Origin of the sequence: Streptomyces sp. NPDC090442 (assembly GCF_044769405.1) — a bacterium.
GTDB lineage: Bacteria > Actinomycetota > Actinomycetes > Streptomycetales > Streptomycetaceae > Streptomyces.
Map to the genome: position 1 here is coordinate 154,324 of NZ_JBIVXW010000004.1, position 20,646 is coordinate 174,969.

Genomic DNA, 20,646 nt, shown 5'->3' on the forward strand with positions numbered 1-20,646 from the left:
GCGTCGTCCACGCCGCCCGGCTCAGGCGTTCCGGTCGGCCTTCTGTGTCGGTTCGACGGCTGTTGGTGTCGACCATGCCTCGTCGTGCTCGTCCTTGCGTAGTTGCTCGTCGGCGCTGTGTTCAACCCGCGCCATGGTCATGCGCAGCAGGGGAGGGGCCATCACCGAGGTCGCGATGGCCACGAACAGGACGATGGTGTACGACGCGGTATCCAGCACGCCGATGCGCAGGCCGACCGTGGCGACCACCATCTGCACCACACCGCGAGCGTTCATCCCCGCCCCCAGCGCCAGGCTTTCCCAGTTGGTGAGTCGGCTGGCACGAGCGCCTATGTACGCGCCTGCGAACTTTCCGAGGACAGCGATGAACAGGGCCACGATCGCGGCAACCAGTACCTCCACGTGACGCAGCGCGGTGAGGTCCATTCTCAGGGCGGCGCTGGCCAGGAAGAGAGGGGCCAGGACCCACTTCACCAAGGTGCGCAGTGGCGCGAGTCGGGCGGGGTCGGCGGCGCCGCAGGCGCCGATCACGATGCCGGCGACGAACGCGCCGAAGACGGCTTCCATGCCGAGCGCCTGGGTGCTCGCGCCACCCAGCAGAATGATGACGATCGCGGCAGCGATGGTCGTGCCTGGTTCGGACGAGCGAGCGGCAAGGCGCAGGACGAACCGGACGACGGGGCGGCCGAGGAACCAGGCCGCCGCGACGAAACCCACGAGGTACACAACCGACAGGGAGATGCTGCCTGCGTGCAACCCCGTGGTGGCTATCGCCGACACGATCGACAGCAGGAACCAGCCGACCGCATCGTCGATGGTTCCCGCGGCCAAGGTGAGTTGCCCGACGTCGCGGTGGAGCAGGCCCATGTCCGTGAGCGTCTTCGCGATGACAGGGATAGCGCTGACGCACATGGCGACGCCGAAGAACAGGGCGAAGACGGTCCGATCGGTTCCGCTGGGAATCAGCGCGTCGACCAGGACGTAGCCCGTGGCCACCCCCAGTGCCAGGGGGACCAGTAAGCCGGCGAGGCTGACGCGGATCGCCGTTGCTCGTCGCCGCCGCAGGACGCGCAGGTCGACCTGGACGCCGGTGATGCCGACGAGCAGGAGTACTCCCAACTGGCTGACCGCGTCGAGTAGATGCATTTGCGCAGTGTCACGAGGCAGCAGCCATTCCGAGAAGCCAGGGGCGAGTTGCGCCAGCAGCGATGGCCCGATCAGCACTCCCGCGAGCAACTCGCCGACCACGGCCGGCAGGCCGAACCGGTTTGCCAGGCGCCCCAGGCACAGTGCGAGGAACAGCAGGATCGCGATCTGGAGGAGGAAGACCAGGACCTGGTGCGATGTCAGAGGTGGGATTGGAACGGACGCGAGCACAGGTGGGCCCCCGAGTGGATGGGTGACGAGAGGAGTGTTTGATCAACTCGCAGACGGCGCAGCCGAATTGCCGATCGGGGCGTTCGGCCTCGGCGAGTGGGTCCTGGATGCCGCCGTCGCGAGTGATCGGAATGTCGAGCTGTTGTGCGCGTGCCCGCTGTGTGGGTGTTGAGATCGGTGTGTCCGTTAGGCGACAAGATCCTGTGACGCCGTGGCGGCCGCCCTGGCGCACTCCCGCGGTGCTGTTGGCTGGCTCACCAGTGACCGATGACGGTGGCGATCTGCTCGGCCAGCTCGGCTGGGGTCGCGCGGTGCGGGTGGAGGGTGAGCTCGGGATCGGAGGGCGGCTCGTAGGGCGCGTCGATGCCGGTGAATCCCACGATCTCCCCGGCCCGGGCCCGGGAGTACAGCCCCTTGGGGTCGCGTTGCTCGCACACTTGCAACGGGGTGTCGAGGTACACCTCGGCGAAGGGAAGGCCGTCGGCTTCGTGCAGTTGCCTGGCCCGGTCCCGATCGGTGCGGTAGGGGCTGATCAGGGACACGATGGCGACGATGCCCGCGTCCGCGAACAGGCGGGCAACCTCGGCCACTCTGCGGACGTTCTCGGTCCGGTCGGCGGCACTGAACCCTAGGCCGGCGGTCAGGCCGTGGCGGAGGTTGTCGCCGTCGAGGAGATACGCGGCGCGGCCACGAGCGACCAACTGGCGTTCCAGCTCAATGGCGATGGTGGACTTCCCGGACGCGGACAGTCCGGTCAGCCACACGGTACCCCCGGCATGGGCGCGGTCGCCTCGGGTCACTTTGGAACGATGCCACCGGATGTTCGCGGTCGGCGCGACCTTTTCGTCGATCATGCCAGCGGCGACGGTGTTGCCGCTGGTCTCGTCGACCAGGATGAAGCTGCCGGTGTTTCGGTTGTGCCGGTAGGCATCGAAGTTCAGCACCTGTTGGGTCCGGATACTGACCCGCCCGATGTCGTTGAGCGAGAGCGCGGACACCGAGGTGTCCCGCTGCAGCGTGTCGATGTCCAGCCGGTGGTCCAGCCCACGGACCTCGGCCCGCACGGATCGGGTGGTGTGCCGTAGCTGATAGCGCGTTCCCGGAGTGAGGTCGCCCGCGTCGGTGAGCCAACAGACCATCGCGTCGAAGTCGTGCCCCGTGGTGGGACGGTTGTGTGGCCGGCACAGCAGGTCGCCGCGGCCGATGTCCAGCTCGCCGGTCAGTCGTACCGCTACCGCCTGCGACGGGAACGCGGCGTCGAGGTCGGTTCCACCGGGGCCGTACAGCGCTTCGACGGTGGTGGTGAGACCGCTGGGCAGGACGGTGACTTCGTCGCCGCGACGCAGTATCCCGCCGGCCATCGTTCCGGCGTAACTGCGGTATCCGTTGGCCTCCCGGATCACGTACTGGACCGGAAGGCGCACGTCGGTCCGATGGTGATCGGTGGTGAGGGACACCTCTTCCAGATGCTGAAGCAGGGGCGGGCCCTCGTACCACGGCATCTCCGTGCTGCGATGGACGACGTTGTCCCCGTGCAGCGCCGAAACGGGAATGACCGTCACGTCGGGGATCTCCAGGCGTTCGGCTATCTGGAGAAACTCGTCGCGGACCTCCTCGAAACGTTCCTGTGACCAGCCGACGAGATCCATCTTGTTCACGCACAGCACCAGGTGCCTGACGCCGAGGAGGCTGGCGATCAGCGCGTGTCGGCGAGACTGGGTGAGCACGCCGTTCCGGGCGTCGACCAGTGTGAGCACAAGGTCCGCCGTCGAGGCGCCGGTCACCATATTGCGGGTGTACTGCACGTGCCCGGGGGTGTCGGCGATGATGAACTTCCGCTTCGGCGTGACGAAATACCGGTACGCCACATCGATGGTGATGCCCTGTTCGCGCTCTGCCCGCAGCCCGTCGGTCAGCGCGGCGAGGTCCGGTCCAACGGGCTGCTCGATCGCGGCCAGTTGGTCCTCAAGGATCGCTTTCGAATCCAGCAGCAACCGCCCGATGAGAGTTGATTTCCCGTCGTCGACACTGCCCGCGGTGGCCAGCCTGAGTAATGGCGCCATCAGAAGTACCCCTCGCGTTTACGGTCTTCCATTCCAGCAGTCGAAATCCTGTCGTCCGCGCGAGTGGCACCGCGTTCGGTGATGCGGCTGACAGCTACCTCGGCAAGCACTTCCTGTGGGGTTTTCGCCGAAGACTCGACGCATCCGGTGCATGTCGCGTCGCCGATGGTGCGAAACCGCACCGACGCGGTGAACGGTTCCTCTCCCGGCAGCGACGGCACGAACGCGTTCTCGGCCAGCAGCATCCCGTCCCGGGCCAGCACACGGCGTCGGTGCGCGTAGTACAGCGAGGGCAGTTCGATCTCCTGCTCCGCGATGTAATGCCAGATGTCGTGTTCGGTCCAGTTGGACAGGGGAAACACCCGGATGTGCTCGCCCGGGCGATGCTGCCCGTTGTACTGGCGCCACAGTTCCGGCCGTTGCGCCTTCGGATTCCACTGACCGTATTCGTCGCGAATACTGAACACCCGCTCTTTCGCTCGGGACTTCTCCTCGTCCCGGCGGGCGCCACCGAAGGCAGCGTCGAATCGGTGCTCGGAGATCGCGCGCAGCAACGTGACGGTCTGCAGGCGGTTGCGGCTCGCACGCGGGCCGGTTTCCTCCACCACCCGACCGGCGTCGATATCGTCCTGCACCCGCGCCACCAGCAGTCGCACCCCGTACCGCTCGACCACCCGGTCGCGGAAGGCGATGACTTCATCGAAATTGTGCCCGGTGTCAACGTGCAGCAGGGCAAAGGGAATCGGCGCGGGCCAGAACGCCCGGGCGGCGAGGTGCAGGAGCACCATCGAATCCTTCCCGCCGGAGAACAACAGCACGGGCCGCTCCAAGGAGGCCACGACCTCGCGCAGGATGTGCACCGACTCGGATTCCAGGTGCTGTAGGTAGGACAGCTCGTACGTTTCGGTCATCGAACGGTTCCTCCGGTGTGTGCGGTCCGCCGTCAGGCTCGCGCCAGCAGTGCTCCTCCGTTGATGTGAACGACCTGACCGGTGATGAATCCGGCCTCCGGCCCGGCGAGATGGCAGACCGTGGCGGCGACCTCGTCCGGGGTGGCCCCTCGGTTCATCGGCGACCGACTCGACCTGTCCGCGTGCAACTCCGCGGACATCCGGTCGCCGTAGAACTCGGTGTCCGTGACATATCCCGGGGCCACGAGGTTGACGGTGATCTGGTCGCGAGCCAGTTGGGCGGCGAGCTCCGCCGACCACGGGTGCAGCGCGGCCTTGGCCCCGCCGTAGGTGGCCGGACCACGCACCGCCGCCACCGACCCGACCGTGACGATCCGGCCACCGGGTCGGGCCAGCAACGGAAGCAGGGCATGGGTCAGCAGGACGACGGGAAGCACGTTGGCCCGCAGGTTGGCCTGCCAGGCATCAGCCAGTGCGTCCAACTCCTGCACCCGGTGGGGATCGACGTTGCCTCCGGCGTTGTTCACCAGAACGTCCACCGTCCGTCCGTCCACTGCCGTCAGCACGCGCCGTGCCCCGTCCGGCTCGCTCAGGTCCGCCGCGACGGCAACGATGCGCGAACCGAGTTGGTCGGCGAGGGCGGCGAGCCTGTCGGGCCTGCGTCCCACGACGACCACCTCGCCCGGCCGGCTCGCGATGAGGCGGGCGGTGACGGCACGGCCGATCCCCGTCGCCGCACCGGACACCACGGCCACCCCCGGCGCCCGGTCCGCCGATTCGGCGCCCTTCACGAGACGGTGGCACGGGCGCGTTCCACGACCCGCATCGTCAGCTCTGGCGATTCGCCGAGGTAACTGGCCGGCTCGAAAACGCGCTCCTGTTCGGCGTCGGTGAGCCGCGCAGTGATCACCGGATCCGAGGCGGCCAGCTTGCGGATCGGCAGACCACGACTGCGGGCCTCCTGCATCAACTCGTAGACGTACTCGTGGGCCTTCTGCTTTCCGATGTGCTCACCGAGGGCGAACATGAGCCGCTCGGACATGACTTGGCCGGTGACCGTCTCCACATTGGCGGCCAGCCGGTCGGGGTGCACGATCAACCCCGTGACGATCCCCGTGGCGATCTCGGCCGCGGCCAGACAGTAATGTGACACGTCGGGCACGCACGCCCACTCCAGACGCAGCGACCGCGCATCGCGTTCGTGGTCACCCACCATGGCGGTCAGCGCCAACCCCGCCTGCGCGGCGGCCAGTCGGGACAGCACCACGACCTGCTCACAGCGCTCGGGATTGCGCTTGTGCGGCATCGTGCTGCTGCCGACCTTGCCGGAGTACCACGCCTCCTCGACCTCACCGAACTCAGGCCGGGACAACGTACGGACCTCGTCGGCTATCCGGGCCAGCGTGCCCGTGACCATCGCCAACGTACTGACGAACTCGGTGACCCGGTCCCGGGTGACGTGCCATCCCAGATCGGGGACGACCAGGCCCAACCGCTCGGCGAACCGTTCCAAGGTGGCCATGCCCCGACCATCGAAGCTGGCCATCGTCCCGGCCCCGCCGAACAGTTGAGCAGCCGGAGTCCGCTCCCGCAGAACGCTCAACCGCTCCCGGTGCCTGAGCAGTTCGTCGAGCCAGCCGGCCACCTTGAGCCCGAACGACATCGGCAGCGCCGGCTGTGCATGGGTGCGTCCCAGCCCGATCGTCCTGGCGTGCCGGCTCGCCGTGTCGGTCAGGCTGCGGATGATGCCGTCCAGCATCGGGGAGAGCGCGTCGAGCACGTCCCTGATCTCCAGGGACTGACCGGTGTCCTGGATGTCCTGGGTGGTCGCACCGAAGTGGATGAACTGTCCGGCGGTCGGTCCACACGCCGTTTCCAGCGCGCGCAGCAGCCCGATCAGCGAGTGCCCCGAGCGCTCGGTCTCCGCTTGCACCTGGTCGAGGTCGACGTGGTCGAGGTCGGCCACGGCGGCGATCTGTTCGGCGATCTCGGCCGGGATCACGCCCAGTTCGCCCTGAGCCAGTGCCAGCGCCGCCTCGATGTCCAGCCAACGCTGTTTTCGACAGGTGTCGCAGAAGATCTCTCTGCTGGTGGCGGTGGAGTAGCGGTTGCCGAAGAACCGCGAGTCGGTGATATGGCCGCGTTCGTGGCGACATGGGTCCGGCATGGGGGAGACCTCCGGGTCAGCGGACGGTGGACAGGAACGACTGGAGATAGGGGCAACTGCCGTACGGCGGGGATTCCGGGTCGACGGTGCTGTCCGCCGCCATGCGCATCGCGGTGGCGCGAGGACTGGTACCACTGCGGCGCGCTTGCGCGACGATGTCCGCAACGAGATCGTTCATCAGGGTGGCAAGCGCGTCGAGCATCCGTTGGGGGGCGGGACACTCGCGCGGACCGAACAGCACCTCCATCGAGGCGGACCCCCCGATCCCGCCGACGAAATCGGGGACGACCACGATGTCCCGGGCCGCCAAAGCCTGTTCGGCGCTCTCGGAGAGGCCGCAGTTCGCCCCCACCACGACCGTCGAGACCTGGAGTTGTGCCGCCTGCGCGAGGTTCAGTGCGTCGGCGGGGCCGGCGAGGATGAGTACATCGGCGGGCACAGTGAACAACCGGGCTGCCTGTCCGCCCGAGGCCGTCGCCGGCACCGGGGTCCCGGGAGGAGAACCGAGCATGGCCGAGACGTCCACACCGGCCGGGTTGGCCACAGCGCCGTGCTCGTCGCCGACCGCCACCACCCGGGCCCCGTCCTCAAGCAGCGCGCACGCAGCCCCGCGGCCGAGATTGCCGAACCCCTGCAGCGCAACGGTGAGCGTGCCGGTACATCGGGCAGCGGCCATCGCGGCGTGCGCCAGCGCGTGCCCCGCGCGACGGGCCGACACCGGTAACCCGCGGACCGGCGCCTCCAGCACGGCCATCCGCCGCCCGAACTCGTCATCGCTGAGCCGCTGGGCGGTCTTGATCGCGTACTTGATCGACGGCAGCCCGACCGCCGCGGCATGCCGGTTGAGCTCCAGCCAGCCGGTCCCCATGTCCGGCCCCATGCTGTAGCGGGTGGCCAGCTCCTCGCGGAGGAACGCGAAGAAGCGGCCCAACACCGCGCTCTTGGCCGGCGCACCGGGATCGAGGTCCAGTCCGCACTTGGCTCCGGCCACGTTGATGCCGAGCACCCGCTGCTTGAGCGCCATCCGGTCGGCGAGCGTGCCCAAAGTGGCTGAGTCCAGGCCGGGTTGCACCCGGCATCCCCCCGCGGCAAGCCGCGGCCGGGTGCCGCGATAGACCAGCCAGCCCCGGGTACCGTCGACCGGGTCGCCGTACTCGATCAGGTCTGTCATCACAGCGAACTCCCTGTGGTCTCGTGCTCGGATTCGAGCGCGGCGGCAATGTCCGCGGCGGTCACCACCGCCACCGGGAGCCCGTCGCGCAGCACCAGACATGCGCCGTGCTCAGCGATGTGCGTCGCAGCGATGTCGAGTTGCTGGCCCCAACCGACCGTGGGCAGCGGGGCGACAAGGTGCTCCGATACCGGCGCGTCCAACCGCGCCTGGCCGGTCGCGACCCGTACGGCGATGTCGTGTTGGGCGACGAATCCCACGATCTCCGGCAACCGGATCGGCGGCCTGGCCGCGCTGACCGCCACGTGGTCGATCCCCGCCTCGCGCATGCGCCGCAGCGCGGTCGCGAGCTGTTCCTGCGGTGCCACCACGGGAAAGTCGTGGCCGGCGGCGGCCGCTACCGGCACGCCGTCGGCCGGCTCGGTGAAACCGCGTCCGGCCAGCCAGCCGTCGTCGAAGATCGTGGTGAGGTACCCCCGGCCGGAATCCGGGATCAACACCACGATGACCGCGTCCGGCCCGGCGTGCTCGGCCACCCGCAGCGCCGCGGCGACAGCCATTCCCCCGGAGCCACCGGTGAGGATCCCCTCCGCCCGGGCAAGACGGCGGGTTACCCGGATGGCCTCGGCGTCGCCGATGGTCAGGATCTCGTCCGGAACAGCCGGATCGAACGCGGCGGGAATGCTCGGTTGCCCGACGCCCTCCACGTAGTACGGCCGCACCTCGTCACCGCTGTACGCCGACCCCAGCGGATCGACCCCGATCACCCGCACCGCACCGGCCGACACCTCGTGCAGGTACCTGCCGACACCGGAAACCGTGCCACCGGTCCCCAACCCCGCGACGAAGTGCGTCAGTTGCCCTTGAGTCTGTTCCCATACCTCCGGCCCGGTGACGGCGTAGTGCGCCGCCGGATTGGCCGGGTTGTTGTACTGGTCGATGCAATGGGCTCCGGGGATCTCGGCGGCCATCCGGGCGGCGACGTTGCGGTAGAAGCGGGGGTGGGTCATGGGAACGGCGGCCGGGCAGACAACCACCTCGGCACCGTAGGCCCGTAACGCGGCGATCTTGTTCGGCGAGACCTTGTCGGGGCAGGTGAACACGCACCGGTAGCCGCGTTGGGCGGCGACCAGGGCCAGTCCGATCCCGGTGTTGCCCGACGTCGGCTCGACGATGGTGCCACCAGGACGCAGGCTGCCGTCGCGCTCAGCCGCCGTGACCATCCCGACCGCGATCCGATCCTTGGCCGAACCACCGGGATTGAACTGCTCCAGCTTGGCCAGGACCAGGGGACCTGAGCCGTCGACGACGGAGCCCAGCCGCACCAGCGGTGTCTGGCCGACCAGGTCAAGCATCGAGTCGTGGAAACGCATTGCTCCCCCCTTCTTCGCCGGTCGGGACGATCGGATCCCCAGCACCGGCGAACGGTCACAGGTGTCGGTACGGGGTCAGGATGCTGCGGCTGGTGCGCACGGCGAGGAGCGACGGGCCCGGGTGGGCGAGTGCCTTGGCCAGGCCGGTGCGCACCTCGGTGGCCGTGGTCGCGGAGAGCCCGAGTGCGCCGTACGCCGCCGCCAGTTGAGGGAAGTCGGGGTTCGCCAGATCAGTGGCGATACCACGGTCCGGGTAACGCTGCTGCTGATGCAGCCGGATGGTGCCGAGCGAGGCATTGTCCGACACCACGAACACCACGGGGAGTCCGCGCTCGCACACGGTGGCGAGCTCACCACCGTTCATCACGAAACCGCCGTCGCCGACGATGACCACGGTGGGCACCGCGCGGGAACGCGCCGCAACGGCCAGCGCCGCACCGGGGGCGAACCCCATCGCGCTGGAATCGATCCCCACCAGCCTGCCGTTCTCGGCAAACCGGAGGAAGCGGTAGATCCAGCTGGTGAACGTGCCGGAGTCCACGACCACCGTCACCGCGCCCGCGGTCAACTCGTCCAGTGCTGACGCGATTTCACCGACCGTCACCGATTCCGAGTCCGGTGGGATCCACCTGGCGTTGTCTTCCTCGACAGCGTGCAACCCATCGCGCCATCGCCCGCGGCCGTTCGGCAGCTGGCCTGGTGGGCCGGCCTCGGCCAACCGACCGAGAAAGTCCGCCGGGTCCATCGCGAACCCGGCGGTGACCCGGTGATACCGACCGATCCGCGCCGGGTCCGGGTACACGTGCACCAGCGCCTGGTCCGGCTCCGGACCGCGTGGGAAGCGCAACCGCCTCGTCGTGGTCTGTCCCAACCGCGTGCCCACCGCGAGGACGAGGTCGGCGCGATCGAACTCGGCGAGCTGCTTCGGCTGCGTGGAGTTGTGCAGATGGCCCGCATAACACGGGTGGCGATTGTCCAGCAGATGCTGGTTCTTGTTGCTGGTGACGACCGGGAGACTATGCCGCTGCGCGACCTGCCGCAGCAGGGTCCGGCCGTTTGCCGTGTCGAGCATCGAACCGGCCAGCAACAGCGGCCGTTGGGCCGAGGCGAGCAGACCGTGGACCGCTTCGAAGTCTCGATCGTGGGGGACCGTGTGCCCCAAGGCGACCCGGCCGGCCGGGGGATCGGCCCCTCCGCGGTCGAACACGTCCTCCGGTACGTGCACCACCACCGGCCCCGGCGTCGCCGACTCGGCCACCCGGAACGCCCGCCGGACGGTCTCACCAGTGGCCGCGGGATCGTAGAGCGTCAACACCTCCTTGGCCACATCGCTCAACGGCCTGCCGGACTGGAACGACTCGCGCCCCAGATCCTTGGTGGGAACATCGCCCACCAACACCACCAGCGGGGTGGCGTCTTCGGCCGCGGCGTGCACCGCGATCGCCGCGTTGGCCGCGCCGGGGGCTCGGCTGACCAGGCACACGCCCGCCCGGCCGGTCAGCTTGGCGTCGGCGAGAGCGGCGAACCCGGCGGACCCCTCGTGCCGGCACGCCAGCACGTCGACCTCGCAGTCGTACAGCGCGTCGAGCAACGGCAGATAGCTCTCCCCGGCCACGCAGAAGACCCGGTCCACCTGATGCGCCCTCAGGCTCTGCACCATGGTGCCGGCGACCGTCCGGTCGGGCGTGGGCATCAGCGTGCGTTCGCTGAGCGCGCAGGAACGTACTGCGCCGTGGCCTTGTCGGACGGATAGACGATCGCCGACTCGTCGAAGCCCTGACCCTGCTTCTGATACTGCAGCAGCACCAGATCGGGCGCCGCGTGGTGCCAATGGGCCGGCCCACGCTCGTACCGGATGGGGCCACGCCAGGTCGGGAACTCCATGGCCTCCATCGCGTCGATCATGTCATCGCGGTCGGTGGACCGCGCCGCTCGGCTGGCGGCTGCGACGATGGTGACGTCGGTGAAATGGGTCAACGCCGTGTCCGGCGGGAAGTCCCCGTACCGCTGGCGATAGCGCTCGGTGAACCAGCGCCCGATCTCCGACATCTCCGGCCACGACGGGCGGTACTGCATGGCCGGCCACATCGCGCCGACACCCGCGTCTCCGGCAAGCCGCCAGAAGTCGTTGGACCGCAACGGATAACTGAAGGGGACCATCAACGGCGTGTCCGGAAGCAGGCCGGCCTCCGCCGCAGCGTGCATGATCTGGTAGTTGGTCCGCACCACGCCGCCGTTGATGAACAGATCCGGCTGGTAGTCCCGGATCTGCCCCAGCAGATCTCCGAAGTCCGGTGTGCCGTCCTGCTCGAAGTCCAGGCGCAGGAACTCCATCCCATGCCGCGTACGGCCGTACTGTTCCAGAACGTCCCCGGTGTGGAGGCCGAAGGCGGTGTCGGCGCACACCATCCCGACCGTGCGGATGCCCAGTTCGGCAGCGAAGTCCAGCATCAACGGCACGCGGTCCGCCACGCTGAAGTACGAGCGGAAAACGTTACGCCGCTTCTGCGCGGTGATCTCGCTGTAGCCGTTCTCGACGAAGATGGGGACGTTGTACTTCGTCGCCACGTCGACCACCCACGGGGTCGTCCGCAGATGCCACTGCCCCATCACCGCCACCACATCGTCGACGAGTGCGAGCTTGGCCATCTGCCCTGCCGCGGAGCGGAACATGCCCTCCGTCGCCGCCGTGGCCTGGTCGTCGTAGAGCACCAGCTCGATGCCCCGGTTGTCGCGAGCGCCGCCGTGCTCGCGCACATACTCCACACCTAAACAGGCACCCCGCACCACCAGTTCCCCCGCCGTTGCGTCACCCGGCTCACTCAACGGGGTGACGATGCCTATCCGGACCGGGTCGGAGCCCGCGTCCTCGTTCACATCGCGCACCAACGCACGTGCGCGCTCCAGGTGAGAACTCTGCGACATCTTCTACTCCCTTGATCTCAGGATTCGCGCGGAATGGCGAACTCGTCGAGGTACTCGGAGAAGCGGTCGGCCAGTTGGCCGGTGCGGAGCCCGAACTGCTCTGCACCATAGGCATGTTGGCTTTTTACTGGGCCGGCGGACAGGTAGTCCTTCATGCGCCGCCGCGCCGCGTCGGTGAGCGAAAGTCCTACGGTGGCGCATATTTCCGCCGCCACCGCCATCGGATCGGCGACCAGGTCGGCGTACCGGATGTCCAGGGGAGGTCGCTTGAAGGGGCCTGATCCTCGGCGCAGGCCCTCCAGCACCGGCGTGACCCGGTCCAGCCAGTAACGGCCGATCTCGTGGTCGTCCACGGAGTCCGTGCTGGCGCCGCGCACAACGGAGGTCAGACTGCAGACGCTCGGCACTGCCACCGCGGGGGAGCGATGCATACGCACGACCGCCGCGTCCGGGTACACCGCGGCCAGATCGTCCAGGTGCCACAGGTGCGACGGACCCTTCAGCAGTACGTGCTCACCGGGGATCCGGTCCAGCAGAACCTGCAACTGCGTTCGGTGGTACCGGTAAATCGGCACCATAGATTGCCGATCCAGCCATGTCACATAGCTCGGCACGCGATATCGCAGCGCGAAAATCGGATCGCAGAACGTATTCCCGGTCAACCGGTGACATTCTTCGGGCGATTCCACGTGCAGCGGGTGAATGTACTTGAACTTCGGGGCGATCCGATCGTACTCGGCGACGTAGCCCGCACACTGGGCGATCAGATCCTCGGGAGGATCGCGGCGGGCGGGAGCCATCAACTCCCACAGTGCCGGGGCCCGGATATCGGGATGCTGAGCGAGTAAGTTCTGCAGGAACGTCGTTCCGGTACGCAGCATTCCAGTGATGATTATCGGCCGTAACGGCCGATGCGTTATCTCGGGGCGCTCGGCTATCCGATGACTCGTCTCCAGTTGCTCGACAAGCGCTCGGACCAGCGACCGCTGCGCCCTGACCCGCCCCCTCGATGTCAGCCGAGCTTCTCCATCAAGAGAGCGAACAAGCTGCTCCAAGGACTCAAGATGGCATAACTCTGTCTCGTAGTCGCCGGCGACACGACGCGCGGTCCGTACTATCGTGTCCGTACTTAAAGCAGGCTGTTCGGCTGGAGTTTCCCCCGCTAAACCCATGCGAAATCTCCCGATCGCGATAAGACGCGGCAATGATGACGGTCGTACGTATCGGTGTCGAGATAAGTGTATAACGAAAACCTGGAAAACGTGCCGCTTGGATACAAGGAATCGTAGGCCACCAAGTCTGCGTCCGGTGAACCCTCCTCAACTTGTGGTTCGGTACGGTGAGGCAACATCTGCAATACGGCACGGAGTCGAAGGACGCCCGGGTGGAGAAAGTCCAGGAACGAGGCGGGTCGACCAGCACGAGGTAAACCCGGGTGGAGGCGGTTCGTTCAGATCCCATCAGTGAATCTGGAGCAATACCACCGCGGCGGCCTCGGCCTCATCGTCCGCGCAGCTCAAGTGCGACCGCGCCGAGCACCAGGACTCCTCCGACAAGCGCACCGACCCAGAGCGATTCGTCAAGCACTGTCGCGCCGATCACGGCGCCGACGAGCGGGGTGACGTAGGCGTAGGTGCTGACCAGTGGCGCCGGCGTGTTCTCCAATAGGCGCGTATAGAGCATGAAGCCGACGAGCGAGTCGAAGACGAGCAGAAACACCGCCGCCCCGGCCGACGTCCAGCTCACATTCGACCACCGTGCCGGGGCGAATTCGCCGAGTGAGAGAGCGACCAGCAGCAACACGCTCCCACCGGAAATCAACTGAACCGCGCTGGCGACCACTCGATCGACTGGCTGACCGATGTTCGCCGTGACCAGGCTTCCCGAGGCCCACAAGATCGGCGCGACGCAGAACGCGGCGACCGCCCACGGGGTCCCGCCGATCGCAGCGTCCGGTGCCGTCAGCACAACGATCACGATGCCGCCGAACCCCGCCACCAGGCGGACCAGCGACGCGACCGAAACACGGGTTCCGATCAACCCGCTCAGCAGCACCACCCACAGCGGGATCGCCGCAGCAAGGAGCGCTCCAAGGCTGGCAGTTACCGCAGTGAGCGCCACCGTCGCGAGCCCTTGCCCGCCCACCAGCAGCAGCACGCCGGCGACCGACAGGGGCCACAGTTGTCGCACACGCGGTGGTCGAGGACGCCCACGCGCGACAACAGCCAGCACGACCCCAGCGACCAAGAAGATCAGCGCCGCTCCGCCGAGCGGCGGCACGCTGGCGACCATCAGCTTCATCGCCGGAATCGCCGATCCCCAACAGCCGTAGAGCGCGAGCAGCAGGAGCACAGTGCGGTCAGGAGGCGCTCCTGCCGCCCGTCCGCTCACCGAGGTCTCAATGATCACCGCGAAGCTCCCACGATCCTTGCAGTCAACACGCGCTCGTCCATGTGCCCTGCAAAGCACCGCGGTGACCGGCCGGTTGATCGCTTGCCTGCATACTCCAGAAAAATCACGTCATTTCCAGGAGCAGAAGCGAGTATTTCACGGCTGATTCTTCGTAGGCTTCCATGATGCGCATGCCTGTCGAATCCAGCAGCTCGTTGAGCTCGTCCGGTTTGAACTTATGAGACGTGTCGACAGTTACCCGCTCGCCCGCCTTGATGACCCCTCGAAGGTTCAAGTCGGCAAGGTGGAATTCGATGTCAGAAGACCTTGGCCAGATCTGCGCTTCCATGCGGAAGGCGTCCGTATTGTACGTCAATCTGCTGTCGAATGCGGATGGATCGAAATCGCCGTGAAACATGCTATTCAAGCACGCTAGCCTATTGGTCAAGAAATGATGCCACAGGTCGTACCCGGGCGGATCGTTGTATGCCGTTTCCAGTACCGGGCGAGGCTTGTCGAAGTCGACACCGACCAGCATGAGATCGCCGCGCCGGCCGGCTGCCCTGATGTTTTTCAGCAGCTCGTGACGCTTCTCTTCGCTCATGTTTCCCAGTGAGCTACCCATGAACAGGAATAATCGCGACGCTTTCGGTCGCTGCTCGACGACGCTCAGGCCGCTGTGGTAGTCGCCGGCGATCGGGTCGATTTCAAGACCGTCAATAGAATCGGCAAGCCGAGCGGACGTCTTTCTCAGCATCTCCTCTGACACGTCGATCGGCACATATTTCAGCGATGCCCGAGATTCTGCCGACATTCGATTCAGTAGGAGTTCGGACTTCGTGGCCGTGCCGCAACCCAATTCGATGATCTCGCTCACGTTCGCAAGATCGCAAATCGAGTTGACATTGCGCGTCAGGAGGTCCCATTCGGCGTGGTACGGGTAGTACGTTTTCATGTCGCAGATTTGCGCATAAAGCTCGGAGCCGCGTTCGTCGTATCCGTACACGGTCGGGATGAGGCGTGGAGCTCCCGAAAGGCCCGATATGAGGTCTCGGACCTCGTTCGTGGCATCATCTACCCGCACATCGATCAGGTCATTGACCGTACTCATCAAATACCATCCAATACGCAATTTATTGCAGGAATGGGCATGGCATCGCTGATCGCGCAAGTGAGAACGTCACACGTGGACGTCGTTGATCCGCCGGCCTCCCCCCACGTCGTTCGGCCGCTAGCGTGCCACCAAGGTGACGCGTGTGGCAACAGGGCATCGGTGTGCCGATACGACGGCTGATCTTGGATTTTGGTGCCTTCAGCGAAGGAATCTGCCGAGGATCTTGAGATTCGAAGGTCATTTGCTCGGCGCCGCTGCCGGAGTCCGGGTAGCCCGCGGCTGTCGAGGCACTGCTGGAAGGCCGGGGCGGGCGTGGGTGGCTGAGTGAGCCTCAGGTTCTGCTTTGCCGGGGCACTCGACATTGAAAGCGATCGTAGTCAGGACGTGCGGGATGTGCGTGTCTTGACGGTGCCGTGGAGGTAGCCACGGTGGGTACCGTTCGGCCCGCTGAGCTCGCCCATGGCGACCGAACCGCCAACCAGCTCCGGGGCTCCACGTCGATGAAGTTCCCCTGGAATCTCCTATCCTGTGTCGGCGGAGGCGTTCGGGAGGACTCTGCCGACACGACGGATCGTCAGTGCTCTGCGATGGCGACGCCGAACGTGCTTGTCGATCGACGTCGGACCTACGGAGTGGTGTGCCCGATAGCTCGCAGGATGTCTCCCAGCCACACCAGATGGTGACCAATGACATCGTCGGGTTCATCGGGGAGGCGTGAGGTCCACTCCCACGTGTCCACCAGCTGGCCGAGGCCCGGCTCGGGATCCTTCATTGGGTCGTAGAGATCCTCGCGCGAGATGTCCCAGTAGTAGTCCAGTTCCAGCGTGGCGGTCTTGCCGTGTCTGGCTTCCGCGTGTTGCAGGGCCACGTCGAGGGCTGTGCGCAGTTGGTCGAAGGGGATTCGAACGGGATATTCGGCCATATGGTCCATTCTCGCACATCTCGACCCCGCTCTTCCTGGCGCAGGGCGATCCCTGGAGGCGGACGCGAGCAGTTGTCGAATCTTGTGGTTGAGGAGCCTGGTGCGCGGAGTGTTCCCGCGGGCACCAGGCTGTTGAAACTCCCTGCGCGTGGCCAGCGGGGCGATGGTGAGGCCGCGGCCATCGCCCAGGCCCTCGGCTGCACGATCAGCGGCCCACTGACGTCGACGAGCTTGTCGTACGCCCCGCGGCCCAGGGCTGACGGGAGGATCGGCAAGTCGGCGACGGTGCCCCGTCGTTGGTGCCGTCAGCTGGTTCGGGGTTTCCAGAGCGCCGGGTCGGCGCCGTAGGGGACGAGTCGCTCCGCGCGCGGCAGCGGCAGGTTAGAGAAGGCCAACGGCGGGGCGAGGTTGGTGACGGCGCCGTAAGCCGTGTCGAACGTGACCGTCCGTGCTGGGTGAGTGTCCCTCTCCGGCGCACCCGCCAGGAGTTGTTCGTCGATCAGGCCAAGCTCCTGTACCCACATCGCGCTGCGGGTGAGGGAGAGCCGCACGTGGTAGGAACCGCCCTCCACGGACCGGCGCAGCAGGGCGGCCATCATGCCCGCGGCGGCCAGGTAGCCGGTGATCAGGTCGGCCAGGTAGAAGACCGGGGAGAAGCGGGGCCGCCCCGGCGCCCCCTCGCGCGCGGCGAAGCCGGAAGCGACCTGCCCGTTCTGGTCGAATCCTGGCCGACGGGCCCAAGGGCCCTGGTGGCCGTAGGCGTTGGCGCTCATGTACACGATGCCGTGCGCACTCCCGGCCGCGAGCTCGGTGGGGGTGAGGCCGAAACGATCGTTGACGCCCGGGCGCCAGGTGGTGGTGAACACGTCAGCTTCAGCGGCCAGTTCCCGCATGCGGACGAGCTGGCCGGGCTCGCGCAGGTCGAGGTACGCGCAGTGCTTTCCGACGTCGACGCCAAGGTGCTGGGCCATGGTGTCCGCGTACTTCGGGGCGCTGATGTGGAGCACCTCGGCGCCGTATTCGGCGAGGGTCCGTGCGCTGCGCGGACCGGCGAGGACATGAGTGAAGTCCAAAACACGCAGCCCGTCGAGGGGGAAGGCGGCCTTGGGGGGCCACGGCACGGGGGCGGTGTCGGCGATCTTCACGATCTCCACGACAGGGGTGCGCTCCAGAAGCCGGCCCTGCGGATGCACCAGCCACTGCTCCCTGGTGAAGGCTCGGCAGCACGGCAGGCCCGCCGCCGCGAGAGCCTCCTCCAGTTCTTCGGAGTGCCAGCGCGCCACCTCGCGGGCAAGGGCCTCTCGATTGTTGCCGCAGTCGAAGAAGTTCAGGTAGCCGTCCAGCAGCTTGGCGTAGGGAGGCCCTGCCTCCAGCATGACGTAGCGATCGTCGGCGCACGCGAACAGGCCGTTGGCTGCGACGCGTTCGGCGCCCACGTCGATGGCGTGGCCCGACTGGCGGACGAAGTGCGTGGGGTGCAGGTAGTGCAGGGCGTGCTCGATGTCGATCTCCACGTCGCCGACCTGACCGGTGCGCCGCTCCCAGATTGCGGACACGGCAGCACCGATTGCGAGCTGGGCCGTGGCGGACGCCTCACCGAGGCGATGCGGGGAGCGGATGACGGGGTCAGTTCCGCGCAGTGCCGCATCACCGTGGAAGGCGTCGCCGAGTCCCATCTGGGCCAGCAACGCGGCCAGGGGACTCAATTCGTTTTTGTTGAGCCGTAGTTCGATCACAGACCACCCTCAATCCCGGCGAGGCCGGGTACCCCGGCCTGCCCGACCCATCGCTTTGCTGCTCACTGCGTGCGCGGTTTCACCCGCGCAGAGCGCTCCCGGGACCTGGCAGTGCCGAAGGTGCGCCGAGGATCTGTGCGGTCTCCTGGTCGGAACGGTCGTAGAGGTAGGCGTGCGCAAACTCCTCACGGTGCTCGCAACGCAGGCTAACCAGCAGCCGCGTGGACTCCAGGGAGGCGAAGGCCGCGTGTTGCCAGGAGCGGATCAGTACCTCTTGGACCACGCCCTCCGCGAGGAGGTGGTATCCGAGCAGCTTCTCCGCGTAGAGCGTCAGGGACATCTGACGATCAGCAGTATGGCGTTTCGGGCCTGCCGTGCAGCAGCACCACGGCTTGCCCGCCGCTCCCAGCCCGCGGGTAGTGCAGCCGGAGTCCTCCGGTCGTCGTAGTCGTTTCGGATGTCGGAGGCACGGATCTCCTTGGTCATACGGCGGGGAGGGCTCTCTCATGATCGCGCGGCGTAGCTGGTGCGTCGCGAGCGGAATGACAAGGAGTGCGTGGTCCGGTGCTCACACAGGCGGCCGACCAGGGGGACGCGCCTCGCGCAAGGAACTGTAGCTCCTGCCCCAGGACTTGCCTCTTGCCAAATGGCGGGAGATCCCCACCACCTGGCAGAGGTGTTAGCGTCTAGCCTGCCTGCTCAGTGAGCCCGATTACTTGAGACCGTGAGATGGGCAGGTGAACGATGCGGTTCGATGTCGCTTTCGATGTTCCGGTACAGCTGACGGACGGCACCGAGCTGGGGACCAACATCTGGCGGCCGGTAACGCCGGAGCCGGTGCCGGTACTGCTGGTGCGTACGCCCTACAGCAAGGAGACCATCGGGCAGTTGGGGGGCACCTCCCCGAACGTGTTCGCGATGATGCGCGCCGGGTATGCCGTGGTTTTTCAGGACTGTCGGGGAACCTTCGGCTCGGGCGGGATCTTCGTCCCTCACGTCCACGACGCGACGGACGGCGCCGACACGATTTCGTGGCTGGCGGCCCAGGAATGGTGCAACGGCAACGTGGGCATGTGGGGACCGTCCTACCTCGGGTTCGTGCAGTGGCAGGCCGCCGCGACCGGTGTGCCCGCGCTCAAGGCGATCGCTCCCGCGGTGACCTCCGCGGACCTCTACCGGGCGCCGTGGCACTCCCGCGGTGGAGCCTTGTCGTTGGACGCGACGCTCGCCTGGGCGACGATGATGTCCGTCAACGAAGCCCGGCGCGCCGTTGCTGAGGGACGCGATGTGGGGTTGGACATCCCGCAGTTGGCCGCGTCCTTGGCCGACCGCACGCTACTGACCGAGCGCACGCCGGTTGCCGAGCACCCGCTGATCACCAAGTACCTGCCGTGGATCGCCGACATCGCGATCGGGCACGCCAGCCGTGATGAAGCCTGGAAGCAGGTCGCCGCGCTGGACGCGGTCGAGTCGATCACGACACCGGCGCTGCACATCGGCGGCTGGTACGACGTGTTCATCGGTGAGACCCTGCGGGCCTACACCGAGATGAAGGCGCGCGCCGGATCGGCGCAGGCACGCTCGGGCCAACGGCTGATCATCGGCCCGTGGAGCCACAACCCCAGCGGGTTCCTCGGCTACTTCCCCGACCGCGGCTTCGGGATCACGGCAAGCACGGACGCCGCACTGCTGACCGAGCCGCAGATCGCATTCTTCGACCGGTGGTTGAAGGGGCAGGCGGACGCGTTGGACGGCCGGGAACCCGTGCGCCTGTTCGTGATGGGCATCGATCAGTGGCGCGACGAGCCCGACTGGCCGTTGCCGGACACCGAGTACACGGCGTATTACCTGCGCGGTGCCGGGCCGGCCAACAGCGCGGCCGGCGCGGGCGCGCTCTCGCCGGCCGAGCCGACGGAGGAGTTCGTCGACACCTACCTCTACGACCCACGCCGGCCCGTGCCGTCTTTGGGCGGCACGATGATGAACATGGGTGGCTACGACGGCCCGGCCGATCAGCGGCCGGTGCACGATCGCGACGATGTGCTCGTGTTCGTCTCCGACGTGCTGGACGAGTCGCTGGAGGTTACGGGCCCCGTCACGGCCACGCTGTTCGTCAGCTCCTCGGCGCCCGACACGGATTTCACGGCAAAGCTCGTCGACGTGCACCCGGACGGCCGCGCGATCATCTTGTGCGAGGGCATTCAGCGGATGCGCTACCGGAACTCGCTTGAGCAGCCCGAGCCCATCACCCCGGACGCGGTGTATGAGGTCGGCATCGATCTGATCGCCACGGCTAACGTCTTCCTGCCGGGCCACCGGATCATGGTGGAGGTCTCCAGCAGTAACTTCCCGCGCTACGACCGCAATTCCAACACCGGAAAGACCATCGCGCAGGAACACCTCTCTGAGATGGCCGTCGCGATCAACCGGATCCACCGCGGCGCGGAATATCCCAGCCGAGTCACCCTGCCGGTCATCCGCCGTTAGCTCGCCCCG

16 protein-coding genes are annotated in these 20,646 nt (G+C 67.1%); 1 reads left to right on the forward strand and 15 read right to left on the reverse strand.

Annotated elements, in window-relative coordinates:
* Positions 1–21: 21 nt before the first annotated feature.
* The 15 genes from ACIQU6_RS05055 to ACIQU6_RS05125 all read right to left on the reverse strand — a co-directional run bounded on the left by ACIQU6_RS05055 (position 22) and on the right by ACIQU6_RS05125 (position 18,490).
* Positions 22–1,377, reverse strand: a complete 1,356-nt coding sequence (locus ACIQU6_RS05055) for a cation:proton antiporter (protein WP_403480237.1) — start codon at positions 1,375–1,377, stop codon at positions 22–24.
* Between the two features lie 254 nt (positions 1,378–1,631).
* Complete coding sequence (cysC, locus tag ACIQU6_RS05060; RefSeq protein ID WP_403480238.1) at positions 1,632–3,440, reverse strand: adenylyl-sulfate kinase; 1,809 nt, start codon at positions 3,438–3,440, stop codon at positions 1,632–1,634.
* On the reverse strand, positions 3,440–4,351 hold the full coding sequence (gene cysD / locus ACIQU6_RS05065) for a sulfate adenylyltransferase subunit CysD (protein ID WP_403480239.1): 912 nt from the start codon (positions 4,349–4,351) through the stop codon (positions 3,440–3,442). Before cysD ends, cysC begins: the two co-directional genes overlap by 1 nt.
* 32 nt (positions 4,352–4,383) lie before the next feature.
* The gene (locus ACIQU6_RS05070) at positions 4,384–5,142 is read right to left on the reverse strand and encodes an SDR family NAD(P)-dependent oxidoreductase (RefSeq protein WP_403480240.1); all 759 of its coding nucleotides are present in this window, start codon (positions 5,140–5,142) and stop codon (positions 4,384–4,386) included.
* Positions 5,139–6,518 (reverse strand): adenylosuccinate lyase family protein, encoded by a 1,380-nt coding sequence (locus ACIQU6_RS05075; protein ID WP_403480241.1) that lies wholly within the window; start codon positions 6,516–6,518, stop codon positions 5,139–5,141. Before ACIQU6_RS05075 ends, ACIQU6_RS05070 begins: the two co-directional genes overlap by 4 nt.
* 16 nt (positions 6,519–6,534) lie before the next feature.
* Complete coding sequence (locus tag ACIQU6_RS05080; RefSeq protein ID WP_403480242.1) at positions 6,535–7,689, reverse strand: Glu/Leu/Phe/Val dehydrogenase dimerization domain-containing protein; 1,155 nt, start codon at positions 7,687–7,689, stop codon at positions 6,535–6,537.
* Complete coding sequence (locus ACIQU6_RS05085; RefSeq protein ID WP_403480243.1) at positions 7,689–9,062, reverse strand: pyridoxal-phosphate dependent enzyme; 1,374 nt, start codon at positions 9,060–9,062, stop codon at positions 7,689–7,691. Before ACIQU6_RS05085 ends, ACIQU6_RS05080 begins: the two co-directional genes overlap by 1 nt.
* Before the next feature lie 55 nt (positions 9,063–9,117).
* Positions 9,118–10,755: a thiamine pyrophosphate-dependent enzyme gene (locus ACIQU6_RS05090; protein WP_403480244.1), complete on the reverse strand. Its 1,638-nt coding sequence runs from the start codon at positions 10,753–10,755 to the stop codon at positions 9,118–9,120.
* A complete protein-coding gene (locus tag ACIQU6_RS05095) occupies positions 10,755–11,939 on the reverse strand; it encodes an ABC transporter substrate-binding protein (RefSeq protein WP_403480245.1) in 1,185 nt (394 codons plus the stop codon). Before ACIQU6_RS05095 ends, ACIQU6_RS05090 begins: the two co-directional genes overlap by 1 nt.
* A gap of 65 nt (positions 11,940–12,004) precedes the next feature.
* Complete coding sequence (locus tag ACIQU6_RS05100) at positions 12,005–13,159, reverse strand: sulfotransferase family protein (RefSeq protein WP_403480246.1); 1,155 nt, start codon at positions 13,157–13,159, stop codon at positions 12,005–12,007.
* A 328-nt stretch (positions 13,160–13,487) separates the two neighbouring features.
* Positions 13,488–14,396 (reverse strand): EamA family transporter, encoded by a 909-nt coding sequence (locus ACIQU6_RS05105; protein WP_403480247.1) that lies wholly within the window; start codon positions 14,394–14,396, stop codon positions 13,488–13,490.
* Between the two features lie 106 nt (positions 14,397–14,502).
* Complete coding sequence (locus tag ACIQU6_RS05110; RefSeq protein WP_403480248.1) at positions 14,503–15,489, reverse strand: L-histidine N(alpha)-methyltransferase; 987 nt, start codon at positions 15,487–15,489, stop codon at positions 14,503–14,505.
* A 628-nt stretch (positions 15,490–16,117) separates the two neighbouring features.
* Positions 16,118–16,414 carry a hypothetical protein gene (locus ACIQU6_RS05115; RefSeq protein WP_403480249.1) on the reverse strand — a complete coding sequence of 99 codons (297 nt, stop codon included), beginning with the start codon at positions 16,412–16,414 and terminating at the stop codon, positions 16,118–16,120.
* 305 nt (positions 16,415–16,719) lie between these two features.
* Positions 16,720–18,120, reverse strand: coding sequence for a CoA transferase (locus ACIQU6_RS05120; protein WP_403480250.1), 1,401 nt, complete (start codon positions 18,118–18,120; stop codon positions 16,720–16,722).
* Positions 18,121–18,229: 109 nt separating this feature from the next.
* A complete protein-coding gene (locus ACIQU6_RS05125) occupies positions 18,230–18,490 on the reverse strand; it encodes a hypothetical protein (RefSeq protein ID WP_403480251.1) in 261 nt (86 codons plus the stop codon).
* 404 nt (positions 18,491–18,894) lie between these two features.
* Between ACIQU6_RS05125 and ACIQU6_RS05130 the strand changes: the two genes are divergently transcribed.
* On the forward strand, positions 18,895–20,637 hold the full coding sequence (locus tag ACIQU6_RS05130; protein ID WP_403480252.1) for a CocE/NonD family hydrolase: 1,743 nt from the start codon (positions 18,895–18,897) through the stop codon (positions 20,635–20,637).
* Positions 20,638–20,646 lie beyond the last annotated feature (9 nt).

Bases quoted from the DNA above. Each gene is read 5' to 3' on its own strand.
- ACIQU6_RS05085 (WP_403480243.1), bottom strand. From the start codon at position 9,062: ATGCGTTTCCACGACTCGATGCTTGACCTGGTCGGCCAGACACCGCTG.
- ACIQU6_RS05075 (WP_403480241.1), bottom strand. From the start codon at position 6,518: ATGCCGGACCCATGTCGCCACGAACGCGGCCATATCACCGACTCGCGG.
- ACIQU6_RS05130 (WP_403480252.1), top strand. From the start codon at position 18,895: ATGCGGTTCGATGTCGCTTTCGATGTTCCGGTACAGCTGACGGACGGC.
- cysD (WP_403480239.1), bottom strand. From the start codon at position 4,351: ATGACCGAAACGTACGAGCTGTCCTACCTACAGCACCTGGAATCCGAG.
- ACIQU6_RS05110 (WP_403480248.1), bottom strand. From the start codon at position 15,489: ATGAGTACGGTCAATGACCTGATCGATGTGCGGGTAGATGATGCCACG.
- ACIQU6_RS05125 (WP_403480251.1), bottom strand. From the start codon at position 18,490: ATGTCCCTGACGCTCTACGCGGAGAAGCTGCTCGGATACCACCTCCTC.
- cysC (WP_403480238.1), bottom strand. From the start codon at position 3,440: ATGGCGCCATTACTCAGGCTGGCCACCGCGGGCAGTGTCGACGACGGG.
- ACIQU6_RS05115 (WP_403480249.1), bottom strand. From the start codon at position 16,414: ATGGCCGAATATCCCGTTCGAATCCCCTTCGACCAACTGCGCACAGCC.
- ACIQU6_RS05080 (WP_403480242.1), bottom strand. From the start codon at position 7,689: ATGACAGACCTGATCGAGTACGGCGACCCGGTCGACGGTACCCGGGGC.
- ACIQU6_RS05090 (WP_403480244.1), bottom strand. From the start codon at position 10,755: ATGCCCACGCCCGACCGGACGGTCGCCGGCACCATGGTGCAGAGCCTG.
- ACIQU6_RS05100 (WP_403480246.1), bottom strand. From the start codon at position 13,159: ATGGGTTTAGCGGGGGAAACTCCAGCCGAACAGCCTGCTTTAAGTACG.